We start from the raw sequence: 16,028 nt of genomic DNA, 5'->3' as shown, positions 1-16,028 counted from the left end.
TCTCAATTTTTGAGATTGAACGGAAGTTCAGGGCTGTGGACAGCGCGTGAAACATCGGCCGCGCATTCATCCAAAACGGGCCGGAAGCGGCGCCAGACTGCGCAAACCGTGCACAATGAGGCCATGTGCCTGCTCGCTCTTGGCTGGATGCACCACCCGCGCTGGCGGCTGGTGATGACCGGCAACCGTGATGAGTTCCACGCCCGCCCGACGGCGGCGCTGGCCGCCTGGCAAGATGAGACCTCCGTCATCGGGGGGCGCGACCTGCGCTCCGGCGGCGGCTGGGCGGGCGTCGGTGCCGTAGGCCGGATGGCAGTGGTCACCAATGTGCGTGATCCGCTGGCCGCCCAGACCGGCCCTTCACGGGGCGCGCTGGTGGCCGACTTCCTGCGCGGCCGCGACCCGGCCGCCGTGCATATCGACCGGTTGGCAACGGTGGCCGGCGCCTACGCGCCGTTCAACCTGTTGCTGGCCGACGGCCACAGCCTGGAGTTCCTGGGCAACCACCCCGCCGAGCGGCAGAGCCTGGGCCCGGGCGTGCATGGCATGTCCAACGGTGCGCTGGACGCGCCCTGGCCGAAGACCCGGCGGCTGATGGCGGCCCTTGAAGCCTGGCTGCAGGAAGACCGGGTCAGATCCCTTTCGCAAAGCGAAAAGGATCTGACCCCGGACCTGACCCCGCTCTGGGCCGCCCTGGCCGACGAACATCGCCCCGCCGACAGCGACCTGCCCGACACCGGCATCGGCCTGGAACGCGAGCGCTGGCTGAGCCCCGCCTTCATCCGCGGCGACGACTACGGCACCCGCGCCAGCACCGTGCTGCTGATCGACGCCGACGGCCACGGCCAGATCCACGAGCGCCGCTTTGGCCCACAGGGCGCAGCCAACGGACAGAGTCACGTCATTTTCTGACCGGGTCGTGCCGGCCGCTGGCCGGAATCTCTCTCCAGCAGGGGTATTGCCTACCGTTGGCCGGAATCTCTTTCCAGCAGGGTAGTGCCGGCCGCTGGCCGGCAACCTCCGGATCTTCGGGCAGGCCACGCCGCTGCCGGCCAGCGGCCGGCACTACCCGTCACTGCGATCCAAGGCTGCCAACGTCATTCAGCTTCCGGACGCAGCGCCTTTCCGCCCGCGCCACAGGGCCTGCGTTGCCGCAGCCACCCCACTGTGCCCTTTTTGCGCTTGGCACTGTGTCTATAAATGCCGCCCGCAACCTCCCAAGGTGGTCATGCCCGGCACCATGCCGCGCGATCCACATCCACATGGAGGCCCCATGCGCCGCACCCTCATCCTGCTCGCCACCCATCTGCTCACTCTCGGCCTCGGCTTCGGCCTGGGCGTCTACTTCCTGCCGATCCTGATCGCTCCTGATGATCCGCCCGCAGCACAGGTGCAGGCCGCCATGAACGACGCCACCCATCACACCACGTTCCGCCGCGACCTCAAGGGCAGCGACGCGGTGCACTGGGCGGAAGGCAAGGTCAGCGTCAGCGCACGCCAGGTGGCCTTCGACGGGAAGATGGGACCGGGACCGGACTACAAGGTCTACCTGGTCCGCGATTTCGTCGACAACAAAGCGGACTTCCTGAAGATCAAGGCGCAGGCCCGGCGCATCGGCGAGGTGAAGACCTTCAACCGTTTCCTGGTCGATGTACCCGATGACGTCAACGTCGACGACTACACCACGGTGGTGGTGTGGTGCGAGCGCTTCTCGCAGTTCATTTCCGCAGGGCAGTACCGTACGCCGGGCTGACGAACGCGCGACGTCGAGGTAGTGCCGGCCGCTGGCCGGCACTCTGTCCGCCCTGCAGGCATCGTGAAGCTGCCGGCCAGCGGCCGGCACTACCGATGCGCGGTTCACGCATATGGAAGAAAGAGGCGGAGCCGGCCGATAAGCCGGGTTCTGTCGTGGACAGTCATTCCTCTAGGCGTTACGTCACCGCAACGCTCAAGCAACCTACCCGGATCCAACGCGGGCCGCGCCAAAGGATCCCTATTTGGTCTTGCTCCAGGTGGGGTTTGCCGTGCCGGTCTGTTGCCAGACTCGCGGTGCGCTCTTACCGCACCATTTCACCCTTACCGGCCTTCCGAAGAAGACGTAGGCGGTATCTTTCTGTTGCACTTTCCGTCGGCTTGCGCCGCCCAGGCGTTACCTGGCACCTTGCCCTATGGAGCCCGGACTTTCCTCGGCATCCCCGAAGGGATGACGCGACTGTCTGGCCGGCTCCGCCAACGCACATTCTAGCCTACGAACGCCCTTCCTGCCGTGCTGATCGCGGCATCCGGTTCATCCATCCACGCATGGCGTGGATCTACCGATTCCGCTGCTCTGGTGGGTGCGGATTCCGCTCTGGTGGGTGCGGACCTTGGTCCGCACCATTTACTCGTCACTCGCCGCAGCCAACGATGTTCCTTTTTGTCGGTCGATATTCAAAACACCCGACGTTATGGAACAATGCCGTCATGGGAAACGCCGAGGCCAAGGCACGAAAGCTATTGCGACGCGCAGGCACCCTGCGCGCCCGCGAACTGGTGACTGCCGGGATCGCCCGCGCCCAACTGACCCGCCTGGTCGAGGCAGGCGCACTCATCCGGCTGTCCCGTGGCGTCTACGCGTTGGCGGAAAGAAAGAGCGACGACACCGATGATGGACTGCGGATCATTGCAGAACGCCTGCCACACCCCCGTCTATGCCTGTTGAGTGCCCTGCGCCTGCATGGCCTGACCACTCAGGCACCATTCGAACGCTGGGTCTCCATCGGCAACAGCGACCGCGTTCCGCGGATCGACTGGCCGCCCCTCCGTGTGGTCCGCATGTCGGCAACGACCCTCAATGCGGGGCTGGAAGAACGTCGCGTAGGCGGACGTCTCATATACGTCAGCAACGTAGCCAAAACCGTCGTCGATTGCTTCAAGTTCCGCAATCTCGTAGGGCTTGATGTCGCACTTGAAGCCCTGCGTGACGCGCTTCACAGCCGTGCAACCACGCCGGATGCGTTGATGGAGTATGCGCGGATCTGCCGCGTTGCCAGACTGATGAGACCGTACCTCGATGCCCTGGCTTGATCCCCTCTCCAACACCTCCCCACCGCGTTGCTTCCATCCGGCAACGGCTGCTCGATCTCGCACGCAAGCAGGGTGAGGACTTTCAGTTCGTGCTGGACAGGTTCGCCGTTGAGCGCCTGCTCTACCGGCTCTCCGCTTCTCGATACCGCAACCAGTTCCTGCTGAAGGGTGCCATGCTGTTCGCAGTGTGGTTCGACGCGCCGCACCGCCCTACACGGGATGCCGATTTCCTGGGATCCGGCAGCGCTGAGCCCGATCGCCTGCTACATATCGCACTTTCGCTCTGTGGAATGCCCGGGGACGACGGCCTGCGCTTCGATCCAGGCAGCATCGTCATCGAGGCCATACGTGAAGAAGCCACGTACGAGGGGCTGCGCATGCGCCTGATCGCACATCTGGGCCGGGCACGCTGCCATGTGCAGTGGGACGTCGGGTTTGGCGACGCGGTGATCACCCCGCCGCCGGAAATCACCTATCCGGTGATTCTGGAAGGATTCCCTCCAGCCTGCCTGCGCGTCTATCCACGCGAAACCGTGTTTGCCGAAAAGCTCGAGGCTATAGCGGCACTGGGCATCGCTAACAGCAGGATGAAGGACTTCTTCGACTTGCTGGCACTGATCCGCGAAGACGCCATGGATCGCCCGCACCTTGTTGCGGCCATTGGCGCGACGTTTGATCGACGAAGGACCCCGGCGCCAACGCCCCTGCCCTACGGACTGACTCAGTCATTCGCCGCAGATACCCAGAAGCAGACCCAGTGGCGCGCCTTCCTGCGCAGGAATCGCCTGATCGCGCCGGACCTCTCTTCGGTGATTGCCGAGATTGCCAACTATCTGGACACCCTCGACACACCCGTACAGTCCTGACGTCGCAAGGCCTGGCGCTATCGGTCCGCCCGGGTGGGTGCAGACCCCGGCGCGGCCCGTTCATCCACGCATGGCGTGGATCTACCGATTCCGCTGCTCTGGTGGGTGCGGATTCCGCTCTGGTGGGTGCGGACCTTGGTCCGCACGATCCATCAACTCCCGTACAACGCCTTGCGCGGTGCGCCGGTCAGCTCGGCAGCCAGCTTGGCGGCGGTCGACGGCGGCAGATGCTCGCTCAATTTGGCGTAGACACGGCGGCCATGCGCCAGCTGCGCTTCCTCATCGTCGCCAGCACCCTGCACCATCACCACGAACTCGCCCTTGCGCTGGTTCTCGTCAGCTTCCACCTTCGCCAGCAGGCCGGCCAGGTCACCATCAAGCACGGTCTCGAACAGCTTGGTCAGCTCGCGGGCCAACACCGCCGGGCGCTCACCGCCGAAGATCGCCGCCATGTCGGCCAGCGATTCGGCGATGCGGTGCGAGGATTCGTAGAACACCATGGTGCGTACTTCACCGGCCAGCGCCTGCAGGCGGTCGCGGCGGCCGCTGGCCTTGGCCGGCAGGAAACCCTCGAAACTGAAACGGTCGCTGGGCAGGCCGGCCACGCTCAGCGCAGCGATGGCGGCACAGGCGCCGGGAATCGGGCTGACCTTGATGCCCGCCGCGCGCGCAGCACGCACCAGGCGGAAACCGGGGTCACTGACCAGCGGGGTGCCGGCATCACTGACCAGCGCCAGCGATTCACCGGCCTGCAGGCGCGAGACCAGGCGCTGGGCCAGGGCCTCTTCATTGTGTTCGTGCAGGGCCACCAACGGCTGCTGGATGCCGAAATGGGACAGCAGCTGGCCACTGCGGCGGGTGTCTTCAGCACAGATGGCCGCCACCGACCGCAGCACCTCCTGCGCGCGCGGGCTCAGATCGGCCAGGTTGCCGATCGGGGTGGCGACGACGTACAGGGTTGGCACACTCATTTCAGCGGTACTCACGGGGCAAGGGTAGAATCGTAGCGTGTACCCGGCCAAGGCCGCTGCCCTCATCGCATGGACCCGATCATGAACAAGCCCGCCGCACGGATCTCCGCCCTGTCGCTGTCGCTGATGCTGCTGGCCGGTTGCGCCACCACCAGCCTGACCAGCACGCCCGATTCGCCGGCCCAGAGCCAGGCGCTGGCGCTGATCGAACAGGGCAAGCCCCGCGACGCCGCGCTGCAGCTGGAAGGCCTGGCCGCCACCCTGCGCGGCGGCGCTCGCAGCAATGCGCTGGCCGACGCGGCCTGGGCCTGGCACCTGGCCGGTGACAGTGCGCGCCGCGCAGCCTGCTGGGCCAGCTCACCGCCCGCCAGCTGTCCGGCGCCAGCCTGCAGCGCTACCAGCTGACCGGCGCCGAGCTGGCACTGGCCGACAAGCAGCCGGCGCAGGCCCTGGCCCTGCTGAAGGACCACGGCGACAACGTGCTGCCGGCGCTGCGTACGCGCTGGTATCTGGCCCGCGCCAACGCGCTGCAGGGCACCGGCGATGCCTTCGGCGCCGCCACCGAACGTGCACGCGCCCATGCCAGCCTGACCGGCAGTGCGCGCAGCGAGAACCAGGCCGCCATCTCCGGCCTGCTCGGTACCCTCGACGACGCCACTTTGCGCAGCCGTGCCGCTGCCCTGCCGGCCAACGATCCTCTGTACAACTTCGCCGGCCGTGCGCTGATCGCGCGCGGCCTGCCGCTGCCGCGCCCGTTCGACCGCGATGGCGCGGCCCAGTTTGATACCAGCAAGCGTCCGCCGGCGATGAGCGACGGCTACCGACCGCCGGCCAAGCTGGCCGTGCTGCTGCCGCTCAGCGGCCGCCTGGCCACCGCCGCGCAGCCGGTGCGCGACGGCCTGTTGAGCGCCTACTACGGTGAAAGCCGTCGCCGCCCGGACATCAATTTCTTCGACACCGCTGGCACCCCGGCTGGTGCCCTCGCCGCCTACGACAAGGCCGTCGCCTCCGGTGCCGACTTCGTGGTCGGCCCGCTGGGCCGCGACGGAGTGGACGCCGTGTACGGCCGCCAGCAGCTACAGGTACCGGTGCTGGCCCTGAACCGCGGCAAGGATGCACCGCCGGCCGGCAGCGCTGGTTTCTCGCTGGCACCGGAAGACGACGGCATCGTCGCCGCCGAGTACCTGCGTGGCCGCGAGCGCAACCGCGCGCTGGTGATCAGCAGCAACGACGACACCGGCCGCCGTTCCGCCGCCGCCTTTGCCCAGCGCTTCGCACAGCGCGGCGGCCAGGTGGTGGCCACGGTCAATGTCAGCGAAGCCGTCGGCGATGTCGGCGCGCAGGTGCGCAATGCCGGTCAGGTCGATGCCGTGTTCCTCGCCGTGCGCGCCCCGCAGGCCCGACTGCTGGCGCCGCAGCTTGCGCTGGCCGGTGCCGGTGGCGCGACCCGCGTCGGCACCTCGCAGCTGACCGTCGGCAGCGGCAAGGTGGAAGAAGACGTGGCGCTGGACGGCATCGTCTACCCGAACGAAGCCTGGAATGTGCGCAGCGTGTCCGGCCTGCCGTCGGCCAGCCAGGTGGCCAGCGCGCTGCCCAGCGCTCGCGGCGCCGCTGGCCGCCTGTTCGCTTTCGGTGCCGATGCCTGGAAGATCACCGCCTATCTGGACAAGCTGTCCAACGAGGGCGGCCTGGACGGTGCCACCGGCACCCTGTTCCTGGACAGCAACGGCAACATCCTGCGCCAGCCGGCATGGTCCACCTTCAATGGCGGCCGGCCGATGCCGATCGTCGGTGGTCGCTGAGCGCAGCCAACGTGGCTCGGCGGTGGAAGCCGCCGCCGAGCAGCACCTGCAACAGGCCGGGCTGCTGCCGCGTGCGCGCAACGTGCGTTATCGCGGCGGTGAACTGGACCTGGTGATGGATGACGCCGGTACCGTGGTGTTCGTGGAAGTGCGCTATCGCGCGCTCCGATTTCGGTGGCGGCGCCGCTTCGGTGGATGCGCGCAAATGCCGGCGCCTGGCGCATGCCGCGCAGCTGTACCTGCAGGACAACCCGGCACTGGCCAATGCGCCCTGCCGTTTCGATGTGGTTGAAGCCAGTGGTGAACCGCCGCAGCTGCGGTGGCTGCGTGATGCGTTCCGGCTGGATGACTGCTGATGGTTAACGTCCGCTCTGGTAGAGGCCGAACTTGGTCGGCGCCTCTGTGCCAACCATGGTTGGCACCTACCAGAGCGCAGCCTGGCCGGCACGACCACGGTGCGTGACTGATGCCTTCGATCATCACCCATGCCGCTGTGCCGTTGGCGCTCTGGTGCGCCGCTGACCGTGGCCGCATCCCACCGCGCCTGCTGGCGGCCGGTGTGATCGCTGCGATGCTGCCCGATGCCGACGTGCTGGCCTTTGCACTGCATATTCCCTACGCCGATGCGTTCGGACATCGTGGTGCCAGCCATTCGTTGCTGTTTGCGTTCGTGCTGGCGGCGTTGGCCGCGGTGTTGGCGTTCTTCGGTAGCCGCCGGCCTTGGTCGGCGCCCCGCAACTCCGGTAGTCGCCGACCTTGGTCGGCGCTTCGGTGCCAACCAAGGTTGGCACCTACCGAAGAGGCAATGGCACGCTCTGGTAGTGGCCGACCTTGGTCGGCGGTTTCGTGCCAACCAAGGTTGGCACCTGCCAAGGCAGGGCCAACGATGGCATCGACCCTACAAGCGGCGGTGTTCGTCTTCGTCTGCGCCGCCAGCCACCCGCTGCTGGATGCGATGACCTCCGGCGGCCTCGGTGTCGCCCTGGCCTGGCCATGGAGTGAGCAGCGCTTCTTCGCGCCGTGGCGACCCATCCGCGTTTCTCCGTTCGCGCCACAGTTCTTCAGCGCGCGTGGCCTCGCCACCGTAATGTCGGAACTGCGCTGGGTGTGGCTGCCACTAGCCGGCGCCGTTGTTGCCTGGAAACTGATCCAACCCGCTCCCGTTGCCCCACGAGATCCGTCATGAGTCCTGCCCTGCCTGCTGCCCTGGTTGCCGAACTGTCCGCCCTGCTGGGCGCGGAGGGCTGGCGCATGGATGACGGCGCGCTGGAGGCGAACGCGCAGGACAACTCATGGCGTCACCAGCGCCCGGCGGCGGTGGCGCTGCCAGCCGACATCGAACAGGTGCAGGCTTTGGTGCGGGCCTGCCGTGCGCATGGCGTGGCCCTGGTCGCACGTGGCGCTGGTACCGGCACCACCGGCGCGGCGGTGCCGCTGCCCGGCAGTATCGTGCTGTCGTTCACCCGCATGGACCGCATCGTCGAGATCCGCGCCGGTGACCGTTGCGCGGTGGTGCAACCGGGCGTACTCAACGGCGCCCTGCAGCAGGCGCTGGCCCCGCATGGCCTGTTCTGGGCGCCGGATCCATCCAGCGCCGAGATCTGCAGCATCGGCGGCAACCTGGCCTGCAACGCCGGTGGCCCGCGCGCGGTGAAGTACGGCACCAGCCGCGACAACGTGCTGGGCCTGGTTGCCGTTACCGGCACCGGCGACGTGATCCGCTGCGGCGGTGCCTACACCAAGGACGCCACCGGCTATGACCTCACGCATCTGCTGGTAGGCAGCGAAGGCACGCTGGCATTGATCGTGGAAGCCACGCTGAAACTGACCCCGCTGCCGGTCAGCCAGGCCGGCCTGCGCGTGCTGTACCGCGATGCCGATGCCGCCGCGGCCGCCGTATCGCGATTGATGTCGCAACCGGTGGTGCCCACGCGCCTGGAATTCATGGACGCACGCAGCCTGGAGCTGCTGCGGCTGAATGGTGCCGACGTGCCGGAGGCCGGTGCGATGCTGCTGGTCGAAGCCGATGGTGACCACGACACCCTGCCCTACCTGCTGCAGGCACTGGCCAGCGCTGCCGAAGGCGACGGCATGATCGAGCTGGACGTCGCGATGGAGGGCCGCGCGCGTGACCAGCTATGGGCCGCACGCAAGGCGCTGTCGCCGGCGCTGCGCAGCGTTGCCCCGGGCAAGATCAACGAAGACGTGGTGGTACCGGTATCGCGCATTCCGGAACTGGTGGCCGGCGTGCAGGCATTGGCACGCGACTACGCGCTGACCATCGTCACCTTTGGCCATGCCGGCAACGGCAACCTGCACGTCAACATCCTGTACCACCCGGACGATGCCGACGAGAACGCGCGCCCATGCCGCGCTGCCAAAGATCTTCGAGCTGACGCTGGCGTTGGGCGGCACGCTGTCGGGAGAACACGGCATTGGCCTGGCCAAGCGAGATTTCATGGCGAAGGCCTTCACCGCAGAAACGCTGACGACGATGCGAGCGATCAAGGCCGCGCTGGACCCGGACGGCATCCTCAACCCCGGCAAGGTGCTGCCGCCGGTGTAGTGCCACTGCCAATGTGTTGACGACGACCCGCAGGAGCCCTCCCCAGCTGGAGGCGTCGCACTGTACCCGCTACGGACCTTCACGCTGCCAGCCGTCAACTGAAGCTCCATCCGGTGTCCAGTGTGCTTTGCAACTTGTTGCATGGGAAAACTGCTCCTTTGCCAGGAACATATCGCCAACAGCACCACACAGCTCTGACCCACACCCGTCGTGAGCGCCAGCTGCCTGGTCCAGCGAGCCTGCAGTGACAGCACCATCGGCATCTCTGTGAGCCGTTGGCAACCGCCGAACGGGTTGGGTCGAAGCAACAGCGCCCACGCCCTGCGAACAAGGATGCCGAGATGTACAAGCCTCTCTATCCCCATGTCATCACCACTCTTGGCGAAGCCGCTGCGCGCCTGCCACATGACCTCGCGCCGATCCTGGAGCAGGCCCTGGCCGCGGTCAACGATGCGCGGTCGCTGGCAACGGTCACGTGTGAGTCCTGCCTGCAGCAGCGTCGCGGCAGGCAGCCGCAGGCTGACTGAGTACTGGATGTGCAGTTGCAGGCAGCTTAGCGACATCTGCAGAGCCGAGCCCATGCTCGGCTGCCATGGGGCACATCGCGATGAAAGCCGCGCTTCGCGCGTGAGCCGAGCGTAGGCTCGGCTCTGCAGCGTCGATGTCATCCAGCAACCGCGCACCGATACGGCAGCACCCGGTCATGCCCGGCGGTTTCAGTCGCGTGGCAGCGCCGGGCCATGCCCGGCGTCATCAATCAGACGAAGTGCTGGTATCCGCCGTCGGCGGCTTCGCCATCCACGTGCACGCCCTGCCCTTCGGCAATGCGACCGATGCGGGTGAGCGGCACGTCCAGCGATTCGGCCAGGTAGTGCAGCGCGTCGCGCTGGTCGGCGGCGGCGGTGAAGCACAGTTCGTAGTCGTCGCCACCGCGCAGAGCGCAGTCGCGCGCGCCATCGCGGCCGAGCAGCTCACGCAGCGCGTGGGAGATCGGCAACGAATCGGCATCGACATGTGCGGCCACGTTGCTGCGCGTGGTGATGTGACCCAGATCGGCCAGCAGGCCATCGGACACATCCACCGCCGCGTGTGCGAACGCACGCAGGCGCAGGCCCAGGGTCACACGCGGAGTCGGCCGCAGCAGACGCAGGCGCAGGCTTTCGTAGTCGACCAGCAGCGTGGCGGTGGCGATGCTCAGCGCAGCTTGCTGCCACAGGCGCAGCGCACCGGCGGCATCGCCGAGCGTGCCGCTCACCCAGATGTCATCGCCCACCTGCGCGCGGTCGCGACGCAGCGCCTGGCCACGTCCCACCTGGCCCATCGCGGTCACCGACAGCGACAACGGACCACGCGTGGTGTCACCGCCGATCAACGCGATGTCGTGCTGATCGGCCAGGGCGAAAAAGCCATCGGCGAACGCATCGATCCAGTCTTCGGAGGCTTCCGGCAGCGACAACGCCAGCGTGCACCACGCCGGGCGCGCGCCCATCGCGGCCAGGTCCGACAGGTTGACCGCCAGGGTCTTCCAGCCGATATCGAAGGCCGGGGTTTCCACCGGGAAGTGCACGCCGCTGTTGAGCGTGTCGGCAGTGACCACCAGTTGCTCATTGGCACGCGGCTGCAGCAGCGCAGCGTCGTCGCCGATGCCGAGCAGGATGTCGTCGCGCTCGAGGGTACGGGCGCGGATGCGGTCAATGAGGGCGAATTCGGCCAGGGACATGGGGCGTTCCCGCTGTTGTACGTGCCGCGCGGTGCGCGGTGGGCGGTAGTGCCGGCCGCTGGCCGGCAACCTCAGGATCCCTGCAGCTGCCGGCCAGCGGCCGGCACTACCACAGGTGGGTCAGTGACCCGATTCGACCTTGCGCCATTCCACGGCGGCACGATCCAGCACGCCGTTGACGTAGGTATGGCCATGCTCGGAACCGAAGCGCTTGGCCGATTCGATGGCTTCGTTGATCACCACGCGGTACGGCACGTCCAAGCGGTAGCGCAGCTCGTACGCCGCCAGGCGCAGCACCGCGCGTTCGATCGCGTCCACTTCTTCGATGCCACGGTCCAGGTACGGGCCGAGCGCTTCGTCGATGTCGCGGCGGTTGTCGAGCACGCCGTGCAGCAGTGCTTCGAAGTACGCCAGGTCGGCGATTTCGCGGGCCTGCTCGTGGGCGAACTGGGCGATCAGCGACTGGGCGTTGCCGCCGGAGATCTGCCAGGCGTAGACGGCCTGCACAGCACGACGGCGCGCGCGAGCGCAGCACCGGATCGACGCCATCACGGCGGACGGGTTTACCGGAGGGCTTGCCCTGGGTGTTCTTGTTCATGGCAGCTGCTCCAGAAGATTGACCATTTCCAATGCGGCGAGTGCGACTTCCTCGCCCTTGTTGCCGTGGCTGCCGCCTGCGCGGGCCTCGGCGTCTTCAACGCGTTCCACCGCCAGCACGCCGTTCAGCACCGGCACGCCGAAGTCCAGCTGCACGCGCATCAGGCCTTCGGCGCAGCGATCGGCCACGTGCTCGTAGTGGCGGGTATCGCCACGGATCACGCAGCCCAGGGTAAGGATGGCGGCGTGTTCGTGGGCGGCGGCCAGGCGCGCGGCCACCAGCGGCAGTTCCCAGGCACCCGGCACGCGGATCACGTCGATGTTGGCTTCGGTGATGCCGTTGCCAGCCAGGCTCTGGCGGGCGCCAGCGACCAGCGTGTCGGTGATGCGGGCGTTCCAGCGGCTGGCCAGGATGGCGAAGCGCGCCGATTCGGGAGTGCGAAGATCGCCTTCGAAGTGGCTCATATGCGGCTTGGGGGACTCGATAAGGGGGTAATTCTAGCGTGGATGGGCCCCGGCCGTGGCCGATGGGGGCCCGGGGCGTGCCGACCAACGGTCGCCACCCACCGGTAGTGCCGGCCGCTGGCCGGCAATCACGGGGACTGCGGTTGCCGGCCAGCGGCCGGCACTACCCATTACAGGGTCACCGTCTCCACCACTTCCAGGCCGTAGCCGGCCAGGCCGATCTGGCGGCGCGGGGTGCCCAGTACGCGCAGCTTGCCCAGGCCCAGGTCGGACAGGATCTGTGCGCCAGCACCATTGCGGCGCCACTGGCTCACGTCCTTGTCCTTGCCCGGTACCACCGGCGCCGGCTGCTGCCGCAGGCGGGCCAGCAGGGCCTCGCCGTCGCGCGGGGCCGACAGCACCACCATCACGCCGGCGCCTTCGGCATCGATCGCGCGCAGGGCATCGGTGGCAGCCACGCCGAAGTCATCACGGCGCCAGTGCAGCAGGTCGGCCAGCGGGTTTTCCACCTGCACGCGCACCAGGGTCGGCGTTTCGGCATCCGGGGTGCCGCGCACCAGGGCGAAATGCACGTCGTGGGCGATGCGATCGCGGTAGGTGACCAGCTTGAACGGGCCGAACTCGGTCTCGATCTCGCGCTCGTCCACACGCTCGACGGTCTTTTCGGTGGCCAGGCGGTAGGCGATCAGGTCGGCGATGGAGCCCATCTTCAGACCGTGCTCGCGGGCGAACACTTCCAGTTCCGGGCGGCGTGCCATGCTGCCATCCGGGTTCAGGATCTCCACCAGCACGCCGGCCGGTTCCAGCCCGGCCAGCATGGCCATGTCCACGGCCGCCTCGGTGTGGCCGGCGCGGGTCAGCACGCCGCCCGGCTGAGCGATCAGCGGGAAGATGTGGCCCGGCTGGTGCAGGTCCGACGGCTTGGCGTTGGGCTTCACCGCGGTACGGATGGTGTGCGCGCGGTCATGCGCCGAGATGCCGGTGGTGACGCCCTCGGCGGCCTCGATGCTGACCGTGAAATTGGTCTGGAACTGCGCGGTATTGGCCTGCACCATCGGCGCCAGGCCGAGATCGGCGGCGCGGGTGCGGTTCAGCGGCAGGCACACCAGGCCACGGCCATGGGTGACCATGAAGTTGATGTCGCTGGCCTTGACCAGCTCGGCGGCCATGATCAGGTCGCCTTCGTTCTCGCGGTCTTCGTCATCGACGATGACGACCATGCGGCCCAGGCGGATGTCTTCCAGGATTTCCGGAATCGGGGCGAAATTCATGCTGCATCTCCATGCGGGTGCTGGCCGTTGGCCGGCACGCTGATCAGGCGTTCGACGTAGCGGGCGACCAGATCGATTTCAAGATTGACCGCGCTGCCCACGCCTGCGGCGGAGAAGGCGGTGTTGGCCACCGTGTGCGGGATCAGGGCGACTTCAAAACCTTCATCGTCCACTTCGTTGACGGTGAGGCTGACGCCGTCCACGCAGATCGAGCCCTTCTTGGCGATGTAGCGGCGCAGCGAGGCCGGCGCTGCGAAACGCCAACGCTGGGCACGCGCGTCTTCGTGGATGGACAGCACCCGGCCGAGGCCGTCGACGTGGCCGCTGACCAGATGGCCGCCGAGGCGGTCGGTCGGGCGCATGGCGCGTTCCAGGTTGATGACCGCACCCTCGCCCAGCTGGCCCAGCGTGGTCAGGCCCAGGGTCTCGGTGGAGGCATCGGCCTGGAAGCTGCTGGCGTCGAATGCGATGACGGTGAGGCAGACGCCGTTGATGGCAATGCTCTCGCCCATCTGCACGTTGTCGAACGGCAGAGTCCCGACATTGAAGGTGAAGCGGACATCGCCGCCGATGGATTCGCGTGCGGCCAGACGGCCGACGCCTTCGATGATTCCAGTAAACAAGTAACGTTCTCCGCGAAAAGTGAGCGAAAAACGCCGCAAGGCAAACAGGCGCACGCAGGGCATGAGCCCTGTGGCACCGTCTTCTTTCATCCGGACTATGACCGTCGGCTCCGGCATTGGACCGGATCTGCTGACCCCCGGCCGTGGGCCGGGGCGCTCGCGGGCTCGTGCTTGCGCACCTACCGCCGGTGGGGAATTGCACCCCGCCCTGAAGACGTTTGTGTACCGGCGAACCGGCGTGGCTAGTGTACCAGCCCGTGCTGAACGGGGTCGGATGCCACAGCTGTGACGGCCGTCGCTCGCAATTTGTAAAACTTTCATTAAAATTCTGCCCCGGACGACATGAGGTCGCCACGGGCAGCCCGCTGGGCATGCCCGCCAAAGGACTGAAATTCACAGGAATTCCCATGCGCAAGATGCTGATCGTGGCCGCCCTGCTGGCCGCCGCCCCGCTCTCGGCTTCGGCCGACGCCCTGAGCTACACCTACGTTGAAGGCGGTTGGACGCAGGTCAAGGTTGACGACAACGCACTGGACGACCCGAAGGTCGACGGCGGCTACCTGCGTGGCTCCGTGGCCATCGCCGAACAGGTCTACGTGTTCGGTGGCTGGTCGCGCACCAGCAAGACCTATCACTACAGCGACGGTTCGCTGAAGGTTGAACTGAATCAGCCGGAGCTGGGCATCGGCTACCACATGCCGTGGACCGACCGCGTCGACTTCACCGCCGACATCGCCTGGGTGCGCCAGAACGCCGAGCTGACCGATCGTTATGACGGCTACAGCGACCGCTACAAGGACCACACCAACCTGGCCCGCGCCACCATGGGCATCCGCGGCAAGCCGTCGCGCATGACCGAAGCCTGGGCCAAGGCCGGTTACATGGACGGCGGCAACAACTACAAGGGCACCTGGGTCGGCACCATCGGTGGCCAGATCAACTTCACCAGGACCTGGGGTCTGGTGGGCGAGATCTCCGGCTACCGCGACGTCACCCAGTACTCGGCCGGCGTCCGCGCCAGCTTCTGATCCAGCGATCGCTTCTCGTGGTGCGATCGAACGGGCCCCGCAAGGGGCCCGTTTTTTTGGCCGGCATACACGACCACGTGACCCCATAGCGCCATCGAAAGCCCACGCAGATGCGCTAGGCTTGCGCGCCTCTGGAACAGGAAAACACCGTCATGAAGACCCCCACCCGTACTCTGCTGGCCAGCATGCTGCTGTGCGCCCCGCTGATCGCCACGGCCGCCCCGGCCACGCTGTCGCCCGAACAGGCGTTCGACCTGTATGCACGCACCCTGCTGGAAGACGACGCGGCCGCCACGCGCACGCTCAACGACGCACTGAAACCGGCATTCGAAGGCCAGGACGCCGTGACCCCGAACCCGGGTGCGCTGGCCAAGGCGCTGGCCGAACCCTGGCAGACCGTCCTCGCCAGCACCGGCGCCAAGGTCGACGCTGCGGCCACCGAAGCGCTGTATGCCAAGGCGCTGCGTGATTCGAAGTGCCGCGCGACCAAGAGCGTGATCGAAGACAACGAATACGTTGAAGACCAGAAGCTGGCACGGATCACCTTCAGCTGCCAGCTGCCCGACCTGGGCAAGGTGCGCCCGCTGTTCGCCGCCAGCCTCGCATCCGATGCCAGCCCGGCCTCGCGCAAGCAGTTCACCGATGCCTACACCCAAGCGCTGCAGAGTGGCGCGCGTGCCGGTCATCGGCACCTTCACCCTGTACCCGGCCAAGGACAACGGCTACTGGTACAGCGGCAACTTCGATGACCTGGTGGGCACCGTGGCCGGTGCGCTGGCACCGTTCGAGGACTGGATGCAGGACGCGCAGGCGGCCAACGCGCCGAAGGTGACCGGCGTACCGGGCTGCGACCTGTTGCTGCAGCAGCATCGTGCCTGCGTGGCGAAGGTCGCACCGGACCAGATCAGCGGCGTGGACGCCATGGCCGAGGAGCTGAAGGCCAAGGCACAGGTGCAGTCGGCCGATGAGATGACGCAGGAGTGCAAGGCACTGCGCCCGATCGCCGAGATGATGTGGACCGACGAGTGCGCGTGAGCCTCGTGTAGAGCCGAG

12 protein-coding genes, 1 other RNA gene, 5 pseudogenes and 1 riboswitch are annotated in these 16,028 nt (G+C 67.2%); of the genes and pseudogenes, 11 read left to right on the top strand and 7 right to left on the bottom strand.

The genetic code is table 11. The features are described from left to right. Positions 1–123 precede the first annotated feature (123 nt). A complete protein-coding gene (locus tag ACZK2V_RS03560; protein WP_049461626.1) occupies positions 124–912 on the top strand; it encodes an NRDE family protein in 789 nt (262 codons plus the stop codon). Positions 913–1,273: 361 nt separating this feature from the next. After that, positions 1,274–1,753: a DM13 domain-containing protein gene (locus ACZK2V_RS03555; RefSeq protein WP_049461627.1), complete on the top strand. Its 480-nt coding sequence runs from the start codon at positions 1,274–1,276 to the stop codon at positions 1,751–1,753. A 123-nt stretch (positions 1,754–1,876) separates the two neighbouring features. On the opposite strand, the gene rnpB is transcribed toward ACZK2V_RS03555, so the two are convergent. Continuing rightward, positions 1,877–2,228, bottom strand: an RNA gene (gene rnpB, locus ACZK2V_RS03550) — RNase P RNA component class A. A 178-nt stretch (positions 2,229–2,406) separates the two neighbouring features. On the opposite strand from rnpB, the gene ACZK2V_RS03545 reads away from it, so the two are divergent. Both ACZK2V_RS03545 and ACZK2V_RS03540 read left to right on the top strand, forming a co-directional pair. After that, positions 2,407–3,066, top strand: a complete 660-nt coding sequence (locus tag ACZK2V_RS03545) for a type IV toxin-antitoxin system AbiEi family antitoxin domain-containing protein (RefSeq protein WP_177179501.1) — start codon at positions 2,407–2,409, stop codon at positions 3,064–3,066. Beyond that, positions 3,063–3,932, top strand: coding sequence for a nucleotidyl transferase AbiEii/AbiGii toxin family protein (locus ACZK2V_RS03540; protein WP_197573250.1), 870 nt, complete (start codon positions 3,063–3,065; stop codon positions 3,930–3,932). The genes ACZK2V_RS03545 and ACZK2V_RS03540 overlap by 4 nt, the downstream gene beginning before the upstream one ends. A 152-nt stretch (positions 3,933–4,084) precedes the next feature. Here ACZK2V_RS03540 and rsmI read toward each other — a convergent pair whose 3' ends face one another. Next, on the bottom strand, positions 4,085–4,903 hold the full coding sequence (rsmI, locus tag ACZK2V_RS03535) for a 16S rRNA (cytidine(1402)-2'-O)-methyltransferase (protein ID WP_005412235.1): 819 nt from the start codon (positions 4,901–4,903) through the stop codon (positions 4,085–4,087). An 81-nt stretch (positions 4,904–4,984) separates the two neighbouring features. Here rsmI and ACZK2V_RS03530 point away from each other — a divergent pair. From ACZK2V_RS03530 to ACZK2V_RS03510, 5 genes and pseudogenes are all read left to right on the top strand, one after another. Further along, positions 4,985–6,705, top strand: a pseudogene (locus tag ACZK2V_RS03530) (penicillin-binding protein activator). Then, positions 6,695–7,061 (top strand): annotated as a pseudogene (locus ACZK2V_RS03525) (YraN family protein). Before ACZK2V_RS03530 ends, ACZK2V_RS03525 begins: the two co-directional pseudogenes overlap by 11 nt. Before the next feature lie 110 nt (positions 7,062–7,171). Then, positions 7,172–7,891: a metal-dependent hydrolase gene (locus ACZK2V_RS03520; RefSeq protein ID WP_049462854.1), complete on the top strand. Its 720-nt coding sequence runs from the start codon at positions 7,172–7,174 to the stop codon at positions 7,889–7,891. Continuing rightward, a pseudogene (locus tag ACZK2V_RS03515) lies at positions 7,888–9,271 on the top strand (FAD-binding oxidoreductase). The gene ACZK2V_RS03520 and the pseudogene ACZK2V_RS03515 overlap by 4 nt, the downstream one beginning before the upstream one ends. 341 nt (positions 9,272–9,612) lie before the next feature. Then, complete coding sequence (locus ACZK2V_RS03510) at positions 9,613–9,798, top strand: hypothetical protein (protein ID WP_032128040.1); 186 nt, start codon at positions 9,613–9,615, stop codon at positions 9,796–9,798. 230 nt (positions 9,799–10,028) lie between these two features. On the opposite strand, the gene thiL is transcribed toward ACZK2V_RS03510, so the two are convergent. From thiL to ACZK2V_RS03485, 5 genes and pseudogenes are all read right to left on the bottom strand, one after another. After that, positions 10,029–10,991, bottom strand: a complete 963-nt coding sequence (thiL, locus tag ACZK2V_RS03505) for a thiamine-phosphate kinase (RefSeq protein WP_486322923.1) — start codon at positions 10,989–10,991, stop codon at positions 10,029–10,031. A 120-nt stretch (positions 10,992–11,111) separates the two neighbouring features. Continuing rightward, positions 11,112–11,589, bottom strand: a pseudogene (gene nusB, locus ACZK2V_RS03500) (transcription antitermination factor NusB). Next, positions 11,586–12,053 (bottom strand): 6,7-dimethyl-8-ribityllumazine synthase, encoded by a 468-nt coding sequence (ribH, locus tag ACZK2V_RS03495; protein WP_005408061.1) that lies wholly within the window; start codon positions 12,051–12,053, stop codon positions 11,586–11,588. Before ribH ends, nusB begins: the two are co-directional and overlap by 4 nt. Positions 12,054–12,223: 170 nt before the next feature. Continuing rightward, positions 12,224–13,324, bottom strand: a complete 1,101-nt coding sequence (gene ribB, locus ACZK2V_RS03490; protein ID WP_049425006.1) for a 3,4-dihydroxy-2-butanone-4-phosphate synthase — start codon at positions 13,322–13,324, stop codon at positions 12,224–12,226. Further along, complete coding sequence (locus ACZK2V_RS03485; RefSeq protein ID WP_049462851.1) at positions 13,321–13,947, bottom strand: riboflavin synthase; 627 nt, start codon at positions 13,945–13,947, stop codon at positions 13,321–13,323. Before ACZK2V_RS03485 ends, ribB begins: the two co-directional genes overlap by 4 nt. Before the next feature lie 74 nt (positions 13,948–14,021). After that, a riboswitch (FMN riboswitch) is annotated at positions 14,022–14,167 on the bottom strand. 187 nt (positions 14,168–14,354) lie between these two features. Here ACZK2V_RS03485 and ACZK2V_RS03480 point away from each other — a divergent pair. Beyond that, on the top strand, positions 14,355–14,975 hold the full coding sequence (locus tag ACZK2V_RS03480; protein ID WP_032128042.1) for a hypothetical protein: 621 nt from the start codon (positions 14,355–14,357) through the stop codon (positions 14,973–14,975). A gap of 152 nt (positions 14,976–15,127) precedes the next feature. Then, a pseudogene (locus tag ACZK2V_RS03475) lies at positions 15,128–16,010 on the top strand (hypothetical protein). Positions 16,011–16,028: the final 18 nt, after the last annotated feature.

The organism is Stenotrophomonas sp. 93052_Sma, assembly GCF_056481145.1.
The sequence above is the reverse complement of the archived record's forward strand: the minus strand, read 5'-3'. Positions and strand labels throughout refer to the sequence as shown.